General features: G+C 31.5%; 15 protein-coding genes and 1 pseudogene. 6 read left to right on the top strand and 10 right to left on the bottom strand.

The window, feature by feature from the left end:
• Positions 1-255: 255 nt before the first annotated feature.
• Both HN894_10765 and HN894_10760 read right to left on the bottom strand, forming a co-directional pair.
• Positions 256-657 (bottom strand): hypothetical protein, encoded by a 402-nt coding sequence (locus HN894_10765; GenBank protein ID MBT7143809.1) that lies wholly within the window; start codon positions 655-657, stop codon positions 256-258.
• 6 nt (positions 658-663) lie between these two features.
• Positions 664-1026 carry a hypothetical protein gene (locus HN894_10760; GenBank protein MBT7143808.1) on the bottom strand — a complete coding sequence of 121 codons (363 nt, stop codon included), beginning with the start codon at positions 1024-1026 and terminating at the stop codon, positions 664-666.
• A 22-nt stretch (positions 1027-1048) separates the two neighbouring features.
• Here HN894_10760 and HN894_10755 point away from each other — a divergent pair, with 22 nt between their 5' ends.
• Both HN894_10755 and HN894_10750 read left to right on the top strand, forming a co-directional pair.
• Positions 1049-1489 (top strand): hypothetical protein, encoded by a 441-nt coding sequence (locus HN894_10755; protein ID MBT7143807.1) that lies wholly within the window; start codon positions 1049-1051, stop codon positions 1487-1489.
• Between the two features lie 289 nt (positions 1490-1778).
• On the top strand, positions 1779-3302 hold the full coding sequence (locus HN894_10750; GenBank protein ID MBT7143806.1) for a glutamate--tRNA ligase: 1524 nt from the start codon (positions 1779-1781) through the stop codon (positions 3300-3302).
• A gap of 360 nt (positions 3303-3662) precedes the next feature.
• On the opposite strand, the gene HN894_10745 is transcribed toward HN894_10750, so the two are convergent.
• From HN894_10745 to hcp, 3 genes are all read right to left on the bottom strand, one after another.
• Positions 3663-6032: an alpha-amylase gene (locus HN894_10745; protein ID MBT7143805.1), complete on the bottom strand. Its 2370-nt coding sequence runs from the start codon at positions 6030-6032 to the stop codon at positions 3663-3665.
• A 104-nt stretch (positions 6033-6136) separates the two neighbouring features.
• On the bottom strand, positions 6137-7990 hold the full coding sequence (locus tag HN894_10740; protein MBT7143804.1) for a glycoside hydrolase family 13 protein: 1854 nt from the start codon (positions 7988-7990) through the stop codon (positions 6137-6139).
• A 385-nt stretch (positions 7991-8375) separates the two neighbouring features.
• Complete coding sequence (gene hcp / locus HN894_10735; GenBank protein ID MBT7143803.1) at positions 8376-10025, bottom strand: hydroxylamine reductase; 1650 nt, start codon at positions 10023-10025, stop codon at positions 8376-8378.
• A 124-nt stretch (positions 10026-10149) separates the two neighbouring features.
• On the opposite strand from hcp, the gene HN894_10730 reads away from it, so the two are divergent.
• Positions 10150-10830: a Crp/Fnr family transcriptional regulator gene (locus tag HN894_10730; GenBank protein ID MBT7143802.1), complete on the top strand. Its 681-nt coding sequence runs from the start codon at positions 10150-10152 to the stop codon at positions 10828-10830.
• A gap of 41 nt (positions 10831-10871) precedes the next feature.
• Here the strand turns inward: HN894_10730 and HN894_10725 are convergent, their stop codons facing one another.
• The 4 genes and pseudogenes from HN894_10725 to HN894_10710 form a co-directional block, all read right to left on the bottom strand.
• Positions 10872-11528, bottom strand: a complete 657-nt coding sequence (locus HN894_10725; protein MBT7143801.1) for a hypothetical protein — start codon at positions 11526-11528, stop codon at positions 10872-10874.
• A gap of 165 nt (positions 11529-11693) precedes the next feature.
• Positions 11694-11975, bottom strand: coding sequence for a hypothetical protein (locus HN894_10720; protein MBT7143800.1), 282 nt, complete (start codon positions 11973-11975; stop codon positions 11694-11696).
• A gap of 260 nt (positions 11976-12235) precedes the next feature.
• Positions 12236-12475, bottom strand: a complete 240-nt coding sequence (locus HN894_10715) for a DUF2442 domain-containing protein (protein ID MBT7143799.1) — start codon at positions 12473-12475, stop codon at positions 12236-12238.
• Between the two features lie 6 nt (positions 12476-12481).
• Positions 12482-12748 (bottom strand): annotated as a pseudogene (locus tag HN894_10710) (DUF4160 domain-containing protein).
• A 162-nt stretch (positions 12749-12910) separates the two neighbouring features.
• Between HN894_10710 and HN894_10705 the strand changes: the two are divergent.
• The 3 genes from HN894_10705 to HN894_10695 all read left to right on the top strand — a co-directional run bounded on the left by HN894_10705 (position 12911) and on the right by HN894_10695 (position 15181).
• The gene (locus tag HN894_10705; GenBank protein MBT7143798.1) at positions 12911-13216 is read left to right on the top strand and encodes a T9SS type A sorting domain-containing protein; all 306 of its coding nucleotides are present in this window, start codon (positions 12911-12913) and stop codon (positions 13214-13216) included.
• Positions 13217-13287: 71 nt separating this feature from the next.
• Positions 13288-14487, top strand: coding sequence for a DUF438 domain-containing protein (locus HN894_10700; protein MBT7143797.1), 1200 nt, complete (start codon positions 13288-13290; stop codon positions 14485-14487).
• Positions 14488-14788: 301 nt separating this feature from the next.
• Positions 14789-15181, top strand: coding sequence for a hypothetical protein (locus HN894_10695; protein MBT7143796.1), 393 nt, complete (start codon positions 14789-14791; stop codon positions 15179-15181).
• A 336-nt stretch (positions 15182-15517) separates the two neighbouring features.
• On the opposite strand, the gene HN894_10690 is transcribed toward HN894_10695, so the two are convergent.
• Positions 15518-17383, bottom strand: coding sequence for an IS1634 family transposase (locus HN894_10690; protein ID MBT7143795.1), 1866 nt, complete (start codon positions 17381-17383; stop codon positions 15518-15520).
• Between the last annotated feature and the right edge of the window lie 82 nt (positions 17384-17465).

Below are 17465 nucleotides of genomic sequence, written 5' to 3'. Positions count from 1 at the left end.
TTTTATTTTTAGTCAAGTAAATATACAATTATTGAGACTCCTTTTTATAAAAAGGTAACTTCCACTTCTGAAAATTCGTTATGCTTTGTTAATTGTAGCGTAGAGAAGTTTTGAATTGAAAAATTAAGGAAACTTTAGAATGTGTTTTAATTAATTAGTTTATTGGAAATTATAAAGGTCGAAAACCTGCTATTAACAAAATCCCAAAAAATGATTAATAAATGGCAATTATTAATTAGGGATTTGAAACTAACATTAGTATTCTTTTCTATTCATTATTTCAGAATAAATTACTGCATCTCTCAAATTGAATTCTATGGAATTTTCTGTCTTAGTATCAGGGAAATTCCATTCCAGTTCCTCTGCATCTTTGATTTTGTTTTTTTCATAAATGTTATCATCCATAATTAATGGTTTATGTATAACTTTTTCCTTTTTAGCAACAGGTTCTTTTGGGTCAATAATTTCTAACTCAGTTTCCTGGCTTGGAAAAACTCTCGATTTTTCTTTAAAAAACTCTTCCATCGAAAACTCACTTTCCGGTTCAACATTTTGGATAGTTTGTATAGCTGGGTTTTGTTGTTTTTTCTTTCTTAATACACTAACAATAAATGCAATGACTGCGATTACAATATATATAATAGTTCCTTCATCCATGAGTATTTATTTTTTAGTACGAAACAATCTGGTGAAAAAATTACCAGATTTATTTCTGTTGTTATTATTAGAAACTTTTTTTGCTTTTTTCATCATTTTCAAAGTATCCTTCGATTGATTTTTTTTATGAAGTTTTTTTATTGATTTTTTGTGTGTTTTTTCTCTTTTCTTTTCGAGCTTCCACTGCTTGCGTTCGGCTTTTACTTTATATTTTCCTGTTGGATATTGCGAAAGATATGATTTGTAAGATTTAATTGTATTTTTCTTTTTCATCTTTTTCCAAACGTAGCTTTCTCCTTGCGAAAAGGCAGTATTCGATACAATAGATGTAAGAAAAACAAATAAAATTAGTTTACTTATAAATTTCATTATTTTTGTAAAAAATAAAAAAATGAATAAAATATTTCAAGCCTCAAAAATAAAATTATTTTCGTTATTATTTCTCACTCTTTTATTTTTTTTGAAATGTGACAAACAAGACTCGCCTGTCCCTTATGTTTATGTAAATTTGTCAATTTATCTTGATGATCCTGCATTTGTAGATTTAAAAATTCCTGGAAATTCGGTGAATATTACAGGGGGTGTAAATGGGATTGTAGTTTATCGCGTCTCAGATGTTGAATTTGTGGCATTCGATAGGACTTGTACGTATCAGGTTGAGGAAAATTGCCATGTCAATACCGACGATTCAGGAATATTCCTTGTTGATGAAGAATGTTGCAGTGCCCGATTTTCAATACTCGATGGCTCTCCTCAGGAAGGATTAGCAAAATATCCATTATTGCAATATCAAACAAGTTTGAATGGCTATTTGCTACGAATTTTTAACTAAGAGCAAAATTGGAAATTTTATAAATAAAAAATAAAGAGTTTTTTTAAATAAATAATCAAAAATAGTTTTACTTTTTCTCTGTGTAAGTTTGCGTTTTCTTTGTTCTGCTTTGTGTTATAGCTATTTCGCAAAGCTATTCGGAGAAAACCAAAAGGCACATAAAGTGTAAATTTTAAAATGCCAAATAATTAAAAAGAATTGAAACTAAGATAAACACATTTATTCGCAATACTAAAATATTACAGAACAAATTTCAAGCTATTAATTTCAAATTACAAACTAAAATATTATGTCAGAAAAAAAAGTAAGAGTACGTTTTGCACCCAGCCCAACAGGGCCCCTTCATATTGGTGGGGTTCGTACAGCTTTATTCAATTATCTTTTCGCAATGAAAAACAATGGAGATTTCGTTCTGCGAATTGAAGATACAGACCAAACTCGCTATGTTGAAGGAGCAGAGCAATATATAATAGATTCACTAAAATGGTGCAATGTGCATTTTTCTGAAGGTCAGGGAATTGGCGGAGATTTTGGACCTTATCGACAATCAGAACGTAAAAATATTTATAAAAAATATGTAGATATACTTTTATCGAACGGATCTGCCTACTATGCTTTTGATACACCCGAAGAATTAGATTTAATGCGAAAACGACTACAAGAAGAAAAAGCTCCAAATCAGCAATACAATGCCATCACCAGAAATTCTATGAAAAATTCTTTTACATTATCTGATGATGAAATTAAAGCCAAAATTGATTCGGGCAAAGCTTTTGTAATCAGATTTAAAATGCCTGAAAATCTTGAACTTAAATTTCAAGATATTATTCGAGGCGAAATTTCTGTAAACACCTCAACATTAGACGATAAAGTACTTTTCAAATCTGATGGCTTACCAACCTATCATCTCGCCAATGTTGTAGATGACTTCTTAATGAAAATAAGCCATGTAATTCGTGGCGAAGAATGGCTACCATCTCTTCCTTTGCATACATTATTATATAGTGCTTTTGGCTGGGAAAATGAGATGCCTGAATTTGCTCATTTGCCATTGTTGCTGAAACCCAACGGCAAAGGGAAACTTAGCAAGCGCGATGGCGACAAAGGTGGATTTCCGGTATTTCCCTTAGAATGGAAAACTCAATCGGGTGAAGTATTTTCTGGTTTCAAAGAATCAGGATATTTTGACGATGCATTTATAAATATGTTAGCCTTTCTTGGCTGGAATCCGGGCACCGAACAAGAAATTTTCTCTATGGAGGAATTGGAGAAAGTTTTCTCACTTGAAAAAGTTGGAAAATCTGGAGCAAAATTCAGCCTCGAAAAAGCAAAATGGTACAATCATCAATATATCCAAAATAAATCGGATGATAGTCTTGCCGAATTGTTTCATACAGAATTGGAAGAAAAAGGAATTAGTTGTGAAAAATCATTGCTTACAAAAATCATTGGTTTGATAAAAGACAGGGTCGATTTTGCAAATGAACTATGGAAGCAAACACACTTTTTTTTCGAGCCTCCAAAAGAATTTGATAAAAAAGTAGTGAAGAAAAAATGGAAAGAAAATACACCAGTAATTATTAGCGACTTGAAAAATCATTTATCTGAAATTGAAGATTTTACCTCAGAAAATATTGAAAAAACAACCAAAAACTGGATGGAACAAAAACAGCTTGGAATGGGACAAGTGATGAATGCTTTCCGATTGACAATAGTTGGTAGCAATAGTGGCCCACATTTGTTCGATATTATTGAAATCCTTGGCAAAAAAGAGACCTTGAAAAGAATTGAATTTGCTTTAGGGAACATCTAAAAATGTAAATTTCTTCGTTGTTTCAAAATTTTAAAATCCTCATTTACAATGGTAAACTGCGGTCTTAAAATTTCTTACGCCTTGAAATTTGCTATTTTAAGAAGTCCCCTAAAGTGGCTCAGAGATAAAAAAGGAATTATTTACAACCCATATCAATATAACTTTTCTGTACACTGATTAGTTAGTGTATCTAAGAAAACAGTTCAAAATTAAAAATATCTCTTTTTGCGATATTTCTATTTTTTTCATTTGTCTAATACAAAAGCATTTACTGCATGAAAGAAAATAGAAATCTCTTTAAAATAAATTATTTTATAAAAATTGCCTGTTTTCTTAGATACACTAGTTAGTTTGAAATTACTAAAATAGAATTACTTCAAAAGAATTCCCTGCAATTTCAATCTCCATATTATTTTCAGAAATTTTCCATTTAGAATTAAAACTGGCTTTGAATTTTTTGCCTGAGAATCGATCAGGAATTTCAAAATCAATAGTATTAGAATTATTCGATTTATTGAAAACTACTATTGCAATTTGATCGAAATATGTTCTTGCAAATACAAAGGTTTTTTTTGTAACTTTCAATATTTTGGTATCGCCATAAATCAATGGCAGATTATTTTTTCTTAAACTAATTAGCTTTGAAGTAATATCTCGAAGTATATTTTCATCATCGTTCAAATTATCGAACCTCATCATTCTTCTATTGTCGGGGTCGTTTGCTCCAACCATACCAAATTCGTCGCCATAAAAAATTATAGGAATTCCCGGAATTGTCATCACAAATGCCGAAAGTAAAGCCATTTTTTTATAGCCAATTTTGTCCTCAACATTTATTTCTCTGGTCCAACCGGCTTTTTTCGAGTCTTCTGCAAAAGTTATTGCTCCGCTGGCATAGGTGATAAATCTCGGTCGGTCTTGATTTCCTGTAATATTTCCCATCAAATGATGATTTCCGTAATATTTAAAACTTTCGTTCAAAGAATTTGAAAGCCTCTCAAAAGACTCATCGTCTTTTGCAAAAACAGCCACAGCATCGTCATAAATATTAAAATCGAACTGTGCATCGAGTTCGCCAGAATTAATATAAGTTCCTATCAATTCACGAGTTCCATAGGTTTCCCCAATTTGATAAATATTACTATTAGTATTTCTGATTTGGAGTTTTAATTTTTTTGTTAGTGTACGCCAAAAAACTTCTGGAATATGTTTGGTTGCATCGTGCCTAAATCCGTCTATATTGTATTCTTTTATCCAGAAAACTGCTGAGTCTGAGAGCATTTCATAAACTTCGGGTTTCGATAAATCTAATGTTGGCAAAAAAGTATCAAACCAGGTTGTGAGTCGGTGTTCGTCCCACTTTTCGGTATTTAAAGTACCATCGGGCAAATACAATGAGGTAGCCCAATCAGGATGTTTTTTGTAAATAGGATGTTTTTCGTGAACATGATTTGCTACAAAATCTAAAAGGATATTAAGATTACTGTTGTGAGCTGTTTCTACCAAATTATGAAAGTCCTGAGAAGTTCCAAAATGAAAATCAATTTTTGTGAAAGATGTTGGCCAATATCCATGATAAGCTGAAAATCGAGTGAAAGGTTCAGGAAACTCGCCATATGCACCGAGTGCATTTTGTACGATTGGTGAAATCCAAATAGTATTTATTCCTAAATTGGAAAAATAACCATCTGAGATTTTTTTCTTAATTCCCTCAATATCACCTCCAAAATAATTAGCTTTTGGCAATATGTCGGGATTTTTTGTTGGCTGGTCGTTTTGAATGTTTCCATTATTGAAACGATCAACCATAATATTATAGATTATTGATGAATACCAGTCGGCTCTATTTAATTCCGTAGTTTTGGAAACTATACTATTTTTTGATAAAGGTATTAACAAATCGTTTGAAACTCCGGAACCATTAAACGCCCAAACTCTTATGTACGATCGTTGAGATTGTTTCGATTGTTCCGGGATATTTATTTTAATTTGATTGTTCTCTACAGAATATTGATTTTCATTTAATCTGAAATTTTGCCAAAACACAAAAACTTCATCAACAGAAAATTCGCTCTCTATCAGAATTTCGGAGCCATAAGATTTAATTGTGGAAAGTATAGGCTTAGTTTTACTGATTTCGCCAACCATGAGAACTGAGTTAAAGCCACCAATATTATTATCAACAGAATCAGGATTGTTTGGATCTAAAATTGGGCGGTCATCAACCACAAATTGGTAGGAATATTTTCCTGGCGAAAGAAAAAATCCGGTATGCCAAATTCCATTTTCAAATTCTAAATAGGTAGCTGAGGCATTCCAGGCATTCATTTCGCCTTTAAGTTGAACTTTTTCGTAACTCTTTTTATTCGGATCAAAAACGACTTTTTGAAATATTTTACTCGATTTTTTAAGGAGAATTGAATAAATTTCACCTTTTGCCCAAATGTTTTGTGTGCTCAAAAAAGGAATATTTTTAGCATCTGATTTTATTTTGATTATTCCATTTTCATAAGAAATCTGCTCGAAAGAATGTTCAAATGTAAATGAATCAATATCCGAAACTTGTGGGAAATAATCAGCTAAATTTATCTCGCTTATAGAATTATTTAAAGTAATGGGACTAGCAAGTTTTTCAAATCTGGCATTTTCTGATGCTTCTATTTTTTCAGCTACTTGATTACAAGAATTGAATAGAAATAATATTAGTAAAAACAATGGTAATTTTTTCATTCTATTTATTTTTTAATTCATATTAGAAGAGAATATACTAACCTTTACACAGAATTTGCTTTCATTAAATCTTTCTTCAATTGCAAAACTCTAAAATCCCAGTATCACTTTTTCAATTCAATTATCATTGCAGATTTTTTGCCAATCGAAATTGTTGAAATGTCTAACAATTCCTTGTCGGTGATTATTTCAGAACCAGAATTATAATTTGCTAAACATTCGTTAAACCTTTTGGTATCAATGGTTTTAGATTTATCATTATTATTTAATATTACCATAACAGCATTCTCAGAATTGTATCTGAAATAAACATAAATTCCATTCTCGGGAATAAAATGCTTCAAATTTCCGGTATGAATTACTTCATTGTTTTTTCGCCAGTTCAACAATTTCGACATATAGTTGAAAGCTTCGTCTTGCTTTTTACTTCTACCACTTTGTAGAAAAGCATTTTCTTTATCGTTTTCCCAACCTCCCGGAAAATCTTTACGAATATCTCCATGACTTACATGCTCTTTTCCGTCCATCAGAATTTCGGTGCCATAATAAATTTGTGGTATCCCTCTGATTGTCAACAAAAAAGCCGTAGCCATTTTATAGCTATTAAAAATTCCATTGATTTTATTGAAAAACCTATCTCCATCATGATTGTCGAGAAATGTTACAAGATTGTCGGGATTTGGGTACAAAAAGTCTTCTCCAAGAATATCGTACAAACTGCTCAAACCTGTGTCCCATCCATCGTTTTCGTTAAAAGCTGAGCTCAATTTATACATAAGCGGAAAATCAAAAACACTCGGTAAATGAGAGTTGAAACCATCAAAATTAAGTGCATCTTTTTGCCAATATGAAACCAAAGATGGTTTGCCAAGCCATGCCTCCCCTACTATATTAAAATTCGGGTATTCAGCCATTACTCGTTTTGCCCATTTAGTCATCATATTTTTGTATGGATATGGATAAGTATCCATTCTAACGCCATCAAGATTGGCATATTCTATCCACCAAATACTGTTTTGTATTAAATAATTAGAAAGAAATTCGTTGTTTTGATTCAGGTCGGGCATGGTTTTGTCGAACCAACCTGTTTGCATTTTATTTTTGTCAAAATCAGAGGCATATGGATCAACAATAGTACCGGCTCTATAATTTGATCGAGTAAATTCAGGAAACTGATGAATCCAATTTTGCATTGGCAAATCATTCATCCACCAATGCTTACTACCGCAATGATTAAAAATCAAATCAATAATTACCTTTATTCCATGACTATGACATTTTTCAACAAGTCTGAGATAATCTTCATTTGTTCCGAAACGAGTATCAGTTTTATAAAAATCGGTGATTGCATAGCCATGATAAGATTCTACCGGCATATTGTTTTCGAGCAGAGGATTTAACCAAAGTGCGGTAATGCCCAATTCTTCAAGATAATCTAAATGATTTTCTATTCCTTGGATGTCGCCACCGTGCCTGCCAAGTGGCTTAGTTCTATTCGACTTTTCAAGCATTCCGTTCACATTATCGTTTGCGGGATTTCCGTTCGAGAAACGATCAGGCATTAATAAATATATGGCATCAGAACTATTAAAACCATCCCGATTTTGAGAATCGTCTTTTCTTGCTTTCAATTCATATTCGAACTTTTCTATTACTTTTTTCCCTTTTTTGAAGGAGATATAAAATTTCCCGGCTTTGGCATTTTTAGAAATTATTAAATCGACAAACAAGTAATTCGGATTTTCTACCTGGCTTTGTTTTTTTATTTCGACTCCGGCATAATCTATATACGCCTTTGTTTCAGCAATATTTTTACCATAGACCATCAACTGAAGATTCGGATTTTTCATTTTTGTCCACCAAAACATGGGTTCAATTTTTTCCAATGAAATAGTGGAAGAAAATAACAAATTAATCATAATAAGCTGAAAACTAAGAATTAATACAATATTTCTCATAACATAAATTTTGCCATAAAAATAAAGATTTATTTAAAATTTTAAACTTTGTTTCACAATTTTGTTATTTAGTGGTTCTAAGAAAACAGGCAATTTTTATAAAACAATTTATTTTTGATGATATTTCTATTTTCTTTCATGCAGTAAATGCTTTTGTATTAAACAAATGAAAAAAATAGAAATATCGCAAAAAGAGATGTTTTTAATTTTGAACTGTTTTCTTAGAGGCACTATTTATTGTTTTGCTGAGATTTTTCAAATATTACAACTCCTAAGCAAATAAATGAATAAGCCAGAAAAAAAAGACCCATCCAAATATAAAATTCAGACAGGTCTTTAACAATGAATCACTGTAAAAATAATTCAGTAAAGTTAGATTTGTGAATTATCCAACCAACTCGAGTAAATCCTTCTCCACTGTTGATATTCCAGCAATTCCAAAATTATCTACCAATACTTTTGTTACATTCTGAGATAAAAATGCAGGAAGTGTAGGTCCCAAATGTATATTTTTTACCCCAAGGTATAATAATGCTAATAGAACTATTACAGCTTTTTGCTCATACCAGGCGATGTTATAAGCAATTGGCAATTCATTTATATCATCCAAACCAAAAACTTCTTTCAATTTAAGTGCTATAACTACCAGTGAGTAAGAATCATTGCATTGCCCTGCATCTAAAATTCGGGGAATTCCGCCAATATCGCCAAGTTCTAATTTGTTATATCTAAATTTTGCACAACCTGCTGTAAGAATTACCGAATCGTTTGGCATTTGTTCGGCAAATTCAGTGTAATACTTTCTCGATTTTTGGCGACCATCGCAACCGGCCATTACAACAAACTTTTTAATATCACCTGATTTAACAGCATCTACAACTTTGTCTGCTAATTGAATTACTTGATTGTGAGCAAATCCGCCTACAATTTTACCTGTTTCAATTTCAATTGGGGCTTCGCACTTTTTGGCATGTTCAATAATTTGAGAAAAATCTTTTTCGCTACCATTATTTCTATCAGCAATATGAGTTAGTCCATCGAACTGAACCGGCCCGGTTGTGTAAACTCTGTCGATATAAGATTTTTTTGGTGGAACCAAACAATTGGTAGTCATTAAAATAGGACCGTTGAATTGTTCAAATTCTTTATCCTGCTGCCACCAAGCATTTCCATAATTTCCTACAAAATGCTTATACTTTTTAAAAGCCGGATAATAATTTGCCGGAAGCATTTCGGAGTGTGTATATACATCAACACCGGTACCATCAGTTTGTTTCAAAAGTTCCTCCATATCCTTCAGGTCGTGTCCGCTAATCAAAATACCAGGTTTGTCGCTAACTCCAATATTTACCTCCGAAATTTCAGGATTTCCATAGGTCTCAGTGTTTGCCTTGTCTAACAATGCCATGGCATCAACGCCAAATTTTCCGGTTTCCAGAACTAAAGCAATATTTTCGTCTAAGCTTAGACTATCGTCAATAGTTGCTGCAAGTGCTCTTTGAACAAATTCATATAAAGAATTATCCTCATAATTCAAATTTTCGGCATGTTCCTGATAGGCAGCGAGTCCTTTCAATCCATAAATTATTAATGCACGCAAGGAACGAATATCTTCGTTTGGAGCATCAATTTCTCCTGATATCTGCTCAGCTTTTGCTAACATTTCCTGCTCGTTTTTACAATCAAAATGAATTGAATCATGGTCAATTTCAATTGAATTTCCATTTTCGAGAATCGACTTTTTAATTTCATTTCGCAATCGTATTGTCTTTTCAATATTTTGAACAAAGTCGTCCTGCGAAAAACTTACATTTGTGATGGTTTTAAACAATGTTTCGTAAACATGTTTGTCTATTTCCTGATTTTCAATCTGAAGTTTTCGAGCTTCAATATTGCAAGCCGCTAATCCTTTCAACATGTGAATTGCAAAATCTTGTAAGTGAATTACAGAATCTGTTACACCACATACTCCTTTACTTCCTGTGCAGGCAATACCTTTTGCTGCCTCCTGGCACTGATAACAAAACATACTCATATTTTTATATTTTTTAGTTTATTTGATATAAATTTCAGTGCAAAATTAAAGTTATGTTTCCTTGCAAAATGTACCAAATGTTACAAATTTATAATATATTTGTGCAAATAAATTGAACTAAACAATGGAAAAAAACTTAGTAAATTCCACCCTTTTCAAAGGAATTGATATGAAGGAAATTGAAAAAATTCTTAGCTCAACTCATCATCAAATTAAAGCTTATGAAAAAGAGACCATAATTGCACAAAGTGGCGATATTTGCAACAAACTGTTTATTCTAATAGAAGGAAGTGTACGTGGAGAAGTTTCCGATTACACGGGAAAACTTATAAAAATTGAAGACATAAATGCTCCCGATTCATTTGCCGAAGCATTTATTTATGCCAACGAGAATATGCTTTTGGTGAATATTGTTACAAATTCTAAAACCAAAATACTGACAATTTACGAAAATGATTTGTTCGAAATGTTTTTGAAACATCCTACTGTGCTAAAAAACTATCTGACAATACTTTCCGATAGATTTGTTCTTGTAACCAAAAAACTGAAATTCCTTTCCTTGAAATCTATCAAAGGAAAATTGGCTCAATATTTACTAAAACAGTCGAAACAAAATAATTCAAACAAATTTGTACTCGACAAAACCCAACAAGAATTAGCAGATTATTTTGGAATTACTCGCCCTTCGCTCACTCGTTCTATCAAAGAATTAGATAAATTGGGCTTTATTTCAGCCAAAGGGAAAAATATTGAAATTGTTGATAAGCACAAATTAATGAGACATAGCGTTGTTGATGAGAAATAGAAGTTTATGAATTAAATTTTTGAATAAATTGTTGTTTAAATTTAATCCCTGTGCTCTACGCTACCCCCTCTTGGAATAAAAATGTAAAACGAACTCTCCTTTCTAAACGGTCTATATAAATTTGGTTTTCCATATTTATCTTTGGTAATTTGCTTGATTCCATTTGATTCTTCAAAAATATAATTTTCAAAATGTCCTCTCTCCATCTCCATTATTTTAGATAAATAAAATTCATTGTCAACATAAAATTCACTTTCAAAATTTTCGGAATATGAAAAAGTCAAAAAATTTCTAAAAACTACCGGAGAATTATTATTTTCGTATGATTTCTCATAAACTATTGTTTTCTTTCTAGTATCATCATTTCGTTGAACTTCATATGATTCAGGAGCCATTAATTTACAGAATATAACAGGTAAAATATAAAACTTTGATCGAAAAGATTTTGATTTCGGCGGAATGAAAGTGATTCGTTCAACTTTTACATTAGAGGATTTTTTTATACCAACAGTTTCTCCAACTGCATAATCAGGTTTTATTAAAGGTCCATTATAAAGATAACTTCCATAGTATTCTGTTGAGGTCATTTTCTCTTCATCTATCCAGTAATTCAGCTTTACGGAATTGTCAATATATGCTGATTTTTTCCAATCAATATATAAAGGTTTCTGTTGTCTATTAAAAATTACAAAAGACATTAATCCATATTGTGTCCAAAAACTATAAACAATTCTTATCGAATCATTTTCATATACGTAAAACTCATTTTCGATTTTAGTATTTGTTGAATTTGTTTCAAATATAGTTTGTCATTGATGAAACAATATTTTCTGGATATAAACTTATCGTGGAAAATAAATAACTTAAATATCTCTTAGCTTTTTCAAAAAGGATTCTAAATCTACTACCCAATAATTAAAACTATCAATATTAAATATTAAATTATCTAAATATTTAACTAATGAAGTTTGGGTTTCAAATTCAAACTTTTTGATACAATTCTTTGAACCAATGCCAGTTCTAATGTGATTTTTGGTCGAATCAATTAATACATCATAAATAGAATTAATAATATCATGGCCAATCTGACCAGTGAAAACATGTGGTTCTTCTTTATCTATTGTCGCAATTTTTAACCACTCCAATACTAATATTTTAGCATTTTGAAACTTATCTCTTATTATGTTGTTTATCAAAATATTATTTGCTAATTCATCTCTTAAACATTTTAATGAACCTATATCTGAAATTTCTTTGTGATTCTTGTAAATATTTATTTCTTCATTAATCTTATTCTTTATTTTGCAAATTTCCTGATTGTTTTCTATGCTTACTTTTTTACATACATTTATTAATTATACCTAAATTGATTTGAACTTATATATTCAAAATTTTGCGACTCGCTTCATAGGTCAATTACACTTTTTTGATAAAGTATTTCAGGATCAAAATCAGCTCCATTATCCCATACTATTGTGTCAAAACTTGTTTTAACAGTTTTGAACATACTTAGATTTTTTAATTCCTGAAATATACCTATATCAAGATAAGGTTTCATATCAAATTGTCTATTTTCATTATTCTCATATGTTAATATTAGAATATAATTATCTTTCGGTTTTACATTTGTTATAGCTAAATACATCTTTAATTATTTTAAAGGTTCAATTGCAAAAGGTTTTTCACCATTCTGACATAACTCCCAATCTGCTATTAATTCATCTTTATGTATTTCCATCCATGCTTGAATCATTCTCAATTGTCGAGTCGGCACCTGCCCTTAAGTTATTTCACAATCATTAATGCTAAATGTAGCTTTATAGTTTTGAAAATATACATGAATATGTGGCGGATTATGCTCCTTTGGTGCGTAATACATCCTAATCAAAATTCCGAAAAACATTGAAATTGTTGGCATGTTAAGTTTTCTATATTAAATATAATATCAATAGTTACATGTTTGTAAATATTTATTTATCAACGATTTAGTTTTATATAAATTTAAAATATCTTGAGAAGCAATATCAATATAAACAAGTAATATTATATTTACTTTATGATTAATGACTTCGGCAATATCATGATAAATAAATTGCATAATTTCATTTTTTTTTATTACAAAATTACAATTTTTTCTCACTTTTCAATAATTAATAGTATCATTGATGGTATTTATTCTCGTTTTATAGGCCAAATACACTACAGTTTTCATATAAATGGGATAGAAAGCATTCAACTATCAACACTCTCAGGAAAAATTTTGTTCGATAAAAAAATAAATAAAAATGAATTTGAAAACGATTTGTCTAAATTTGCAAAAGGAATATACATTATTAAGATATTTACAAAAAATGAAGTTTTTGCTGATAAAATCATTAAACATTAGTTTTAATATGTAGCTGATTATTGCATATCAAGTCCAATGCTTCTGCATATTAAATTTTTAAACACAAACCTATGTCTGAATATAGCTATAACAAAGAAAAGAGAATTATAGAATTGGAAAAATTGTTTTATGCAATATTGAAAAAAAAACGAGCATCAGAAGCAATTAAAAATAATCAAACTCTGATTAATCAAACAATCCCATCGGATATTATTACTCTCGTTGACATTCTTGTAAAGTCAAAACGTCCGATTGAAGAGCTAAAAATAGGAATCAATAAATTTTTGAATGTGTTTTATACACATATAAAAAATTATCCATCGAGCAAAACCAAAAATGATAGTTTTCTGGATTGTTGTGTAAAAAATAATGCCGAATTAGACAAAAAGTTGCAAGCAATTAGCCCCTTGATTAAAGAAATAAACAAAACTCCAAAAGATGATTTATTGCAACAAAAAATTGCAAATAATCTGAAAATCGTTCTTGAATATAATAAGTATTACAAAATAAAAGAAAATATTCTTTTTCCTATGCTCGAAAAACAATGGGAAGAATTTCGATGTTTAAATGTTATGTGGTCGTTTCATGATGATATTCGCAACAATTTGAAGAGACTCCTTTCAATATTGATGAGCGAAGAATTTGAAATTAAGGAATTTAACCGACTTATTGGAAATGTGTTTTTTAATATGTATGCCATAATTTTTCGTGAAGAAAAAATCCTTTTTCCTTTTATTCAAGAAACAATTTCAGATAGTGAACTTAATTCTCTTTTTGCTGAAAGTCAAGAAATTGGATTTCCGTATTATTCTCCCAAAACAATTCCAAACCTAAAAATAAATTCAGAAAAAATAAATTCGGACAAAATAAATTTAAAAAGTGGGAATCTTACAGTTGAACAAATAATTCTAATTTTTAACCATCTGCCGGTGGACATTACATTTGTTGATGAAAACGATAAAGTTCAGTTTTTTTCCACTCCAAAAAAACGAATTTTTACCCGAACAAATGCAGTTATTGGTCGCGAAGTAAAAAACTGTCATCCACCCGGAAGCGTTCATATTGTCGAGCAAATTGTAGATGCTTTTAGAAAGGGCATAAAAGACAAAGCAAGTTTCTGGATAAAAATGAAGGAAGAATATATTTTGATACAATATTTTGCAATTCGCACTGAAGCAGGCATATACAAAGGAGTAATTGAAGTATCTCAAGAGATTTCGGAGATACAAAGTATTGAAGGCGAACAAAGATTGTTGGATTGGGAAAAATAGATTGTTCATTGAATATCAAATACATCATGGCACTGATTGCAAATCGGTGCCAGCATTTGAGATTATTCCAATAAAATTAGTTGCTTCATTCAATTTTTCGGATAAGAAAAAATATAAACCGATAATATATAAAAATAATAGCCAGGATATAAGGAAATGAGAGAATTGTTGCCCACTTCAACTTTTTTACAAATGACAAGGATGACGCCTGTATTTGGCTTCTATTCTATTACGCCGCGTGGTATGGCAGATGAAAAAAGCTCAAATTAAATAAAGTAAGTAATTCAAAAAATAAGACTATATGGAACAAAACAAAATAGAATCAAAACACAATAAAAATGCACCATATTGGGCAGCAGCTATGCTTGTTTTTGGAGTATTAGGACTTTCTACAATTTGGATAGATTTAGGAATATTTTGGAAAGGCTATTTGCTTGACATGGTCGGGCCAGCATGGAATTATATATTATTTAGAGGCTTATTCACAACTAAAGCAGATAATTATTGGACACGATTTTTTACACATCAAAGGACTCTCATAATATTTTTGACAGTATGTTTTGGAATTGAAACTATGCAATATTTTAAAATATATGACTCAACATTTGATCCCTTGGATTTACTTGCCTATATTTCAATTCTTATCCCTTTATTTTTGATTGATAGCAAACAAAACAAGCTGAAAAATAAATAAGGGAGAAAGGATTAAATAAATATTTCAGGCAAAAGCATCCGAAATCTAAAATTTTCAAAAGCTTACAAAATCCTCAAATTATTAAAATTGCAAATAAGCAAAACTCTGGCCAATAAATCCTTTGGCATAGGTTTTATTCAACAAAAAACATAAAAGCTATTGAGTCGGGCTCGATAGTATTTCTTTGTTTTTATATTCTGGGGTGTTGTACTTTTGCACTTCTGCTCCTAGTGTCATGTCAATCAACAATTGACGGATACAATCTTTTTAATTTAACCCAAGTTGTAGTCCAAAAGTTACAACTACCAGACATCGTGATTATTAGATGTGCGGGATTCATTTTTCGGGTACTACAGATTTTTTCATATAATATGGATTTGTTTCGAAGTTTAATGCAGCATAAATTTCTTTGGCAGACAGCGACGGCACTGAACATTTTTTTATAATGACGGTTTGCTGCTTTTTGTTTTTAATGGTAGTTAATACTTCTTTCTGTGTGTTCATTATTCGCACGATATTTCGCCAGTCGTGGTTTATTCCTTTTTGCTTTAGCTGATATCTTATCAAGGCTACCAGCTGATAAGCTATTAGCCCGAGAAATAAATGAGCTTCAATGTTTTGGTCGTGCTTGTGAAAAACCGGACGTAGAGCAAGGTCTGTTTTCAGAACTCTGAAGGTTGCTTCTATTTCGGTTAGTGTGTTATAAATTCTCCAAAGTGTTTCTTCATCTTTGGCCGGCAGGCTGGTTCTGATGAAATATACGCCTTCGGTTTCTTTTGGCTTTACCTGATTTTTTTTCCACCTTATATCTATTGCATTTTTGTGGTCTTGGTCTGGTATTACTTCTATTTCGTAATGCCTGTTTGCCGTTGGGTAGCGTTCTTTTAGGCGCCCTATTCGCTCCCATACGCGATTGAGTTTTTTTGTTCCGCCTTTTTTGCTTAAAGCACTTTTTATGTTTTCGAGACTTTCTTCGTAATGTTGCGAAAAATGCTCGTTCATGGAGGCTTCTTTCAGGGCTTTTTGCTGACTTCGCACATATAAATAATTGTCCGTACAATCTGGTTTTTCAACAAATTGCAAGTTTATCGGATTTTCATTTTTGTCGTATATCACAATTTCTTCGTGCCGGCCTTCAATGGTTTTATAGTTTCTGAGTTTTGTGCGGTTCACACAAATAAAGTCGTAGCCCTTGCTTTTCAACGACCGGGCATTTTCCTCTGTCATTATTCCGGCATCCATCACTATTATGGGTTTTCTGCCCGTAGATGAAGTGTTGGCAGAGAGTTGCTCAATTGTCTCGTTCAGGGTTTTTGGGTCGCTGATATTTCCTCGGTAAATCCGACTGTATTTCAAAAATCCTTCAGCATTTATCACAGCAGCCATCGAAACTATTTTGCAATCGTTTCTTTTCTCTTTGCTTCTGCCGAATTTGGCAAGCTTGCTGCCTTGTTTGCGACCCTCAAAATAGGTATTGGTCAGGTCGTAAAAAACTATTTTGTCTTCCAAATCGAACAGTTCGTTGGTTTTCACCGAAAGGTGATTTTCAATTGCTTTTTTATGCCTGAAGAGTTTCTTGCTGGCTGCGTAAAGTTTAAACCTATCGACCCTGTTGAGTGGAACTTTACACAATCTGCTCACAGCAGAATTTTCTTTTATCCACTGGGCTGTCTTGTGTTCCGAAGCTGGATAAACGGCACGGCTAATGATGTGCATCAGCGAAATATTGACCGATAGTTCGTTTTGTCCAAACAAATTTAGCAGCAAATCTTTTAGCCCAAGTTGGTTCAATGCCTGCATACAAAGCCATTCGGAACCAATTTCACGCACCTCCTCATACCTGATACTGTGCAGGTTAACTGTCTGCCAGTCTTCCTTAGCAATTTGTTTAGCCTGGAGCGGTTCTGCGTTTTTAGTCTTGATATCCAACAACTTTTCATTTATTATACGGTCGGCAAATTCTCTGGCAAGTTTTTCTATTTCAGGTTTTATCTCAAGCAAGGATAAAACTTGTTGTCCTGAAATAAACTTTTCGATAGTGTCTGCAAGAAGTTTCTTATCTTCCTTAGTATCAATAGTTTCGAGTTTGCCTAGGCTCAAAATGCCGCGATGTCTTGTTTTGTTACCAATGCGGTAACTCTCAGTTAGTAATTGTAAATATATAATTGCTCCATTATTAATTTTTTTTCCTATCTTTGCCACATGGATAGAATAAATGAAATAAGAATTAAATATTCAACAATTATAAAAGAAGCAAACGAGCGTTTCATTCGGATATGGGCAG

This window comes from Bacteroidota bacterium (assembly GCA_018692315.1).
Taxonomy (GTDB): Bacteria; Bacteroidota; Bacteroidia; order Bacteroidales; family JABHKC01; genus JABHKC01.
The sequence above is the reverse complement of the archived record's forward strand: the minus strand, read 5'-3'. Positions and strand labels throughout refer to the sequence as shown.

Bases quoted from the DNA above. Each gene is read 5' to 3' on its own strand.
- HN894_10705 (MBT7143798.1), top strand. From the start codon at position 12,911: ATGATAAATAAATTGCATAATTTCATTTTTTTTTATTACAAAATTACA.
- HN894_10755 (MBT7143807.1), top strand. From the start codon at position 1,049: ATGAATAAAATATTTCAAGCCTCAAAAATAAAATTATTTTCGTTATTA.
- HN894_10745 (MBT7143805.1), bottom strand. From the start codon at position 6,032: ATGAAAAAATTACCATTGTTTTTACTAATATTATTTCTATTCAATTCT.
- HN894_10730 (MBT7143802.1), top strand. From the start codon at position 10,150: ATGGAAAAAAACTTAGTAAATTCCACCCTTTTCAAAGGAATTGATATG.
- HN894_10750 (MBT7143806.1), top strand. From the start codon at position 1,779: ATGTCAGAAAAAAAAGTAAGAGTACGTTTTGCACCCAGCCCAACAGGG.
- HN894_10765 (MBT7143809.1), bottom strand. From the start codon at position 657: ATGGATGAAGGAACTATTATATATATTGTAATCGCAGTCATTGCATTT.
- HN894_10725 (MBT7143801.1), bottom strand. From the start codon at position 11,528: ATGTCTTTTGTAATTTTTAATAGACAACAGAAACCTTTATATATTGAT.
- HN894_10700 (MBT7143797.1), top strand. From the start codon at position 13,288: ATGTCTGAATATAGCTATAACAAAGAAAAGAGAATTATAGAATTGGAA.
- HN894_10695 (MBT7143796.1), top strand. From the start codon at position 14,789: ATGGAACAAAACAAAATAGAATCAAAACACAATAAAAATGCACCATAT.
- HN894_10715 (MBT7143799.1), bottom strand. From the start codon at position 12,475: ATGTATTTAGCTATAACAAATGTAAAACCGAAAGATAATTATATTCTA.
- HN894_10740 (MBT7143804.1), bottom strand. From the start codon at position 7,990: ATGAGAAATATTGTATTAATTCTTAGTTTTCAGCTTATTATGATTAAT.
- hcp (MBT7143803.1), bottom strand. From the start codon at position 10,025: ATGAGTATGTTTTGTTATCAGTGCCAGGAGGCAGCAAAAGGTATTGCC.
- HN894_10760 (MBT7143808.1), bottom strand. From the start codon at position 1,026: ATGAAATTTATAAGTAAACTAATTTTATTTGTTTTTCTTACATCTATT.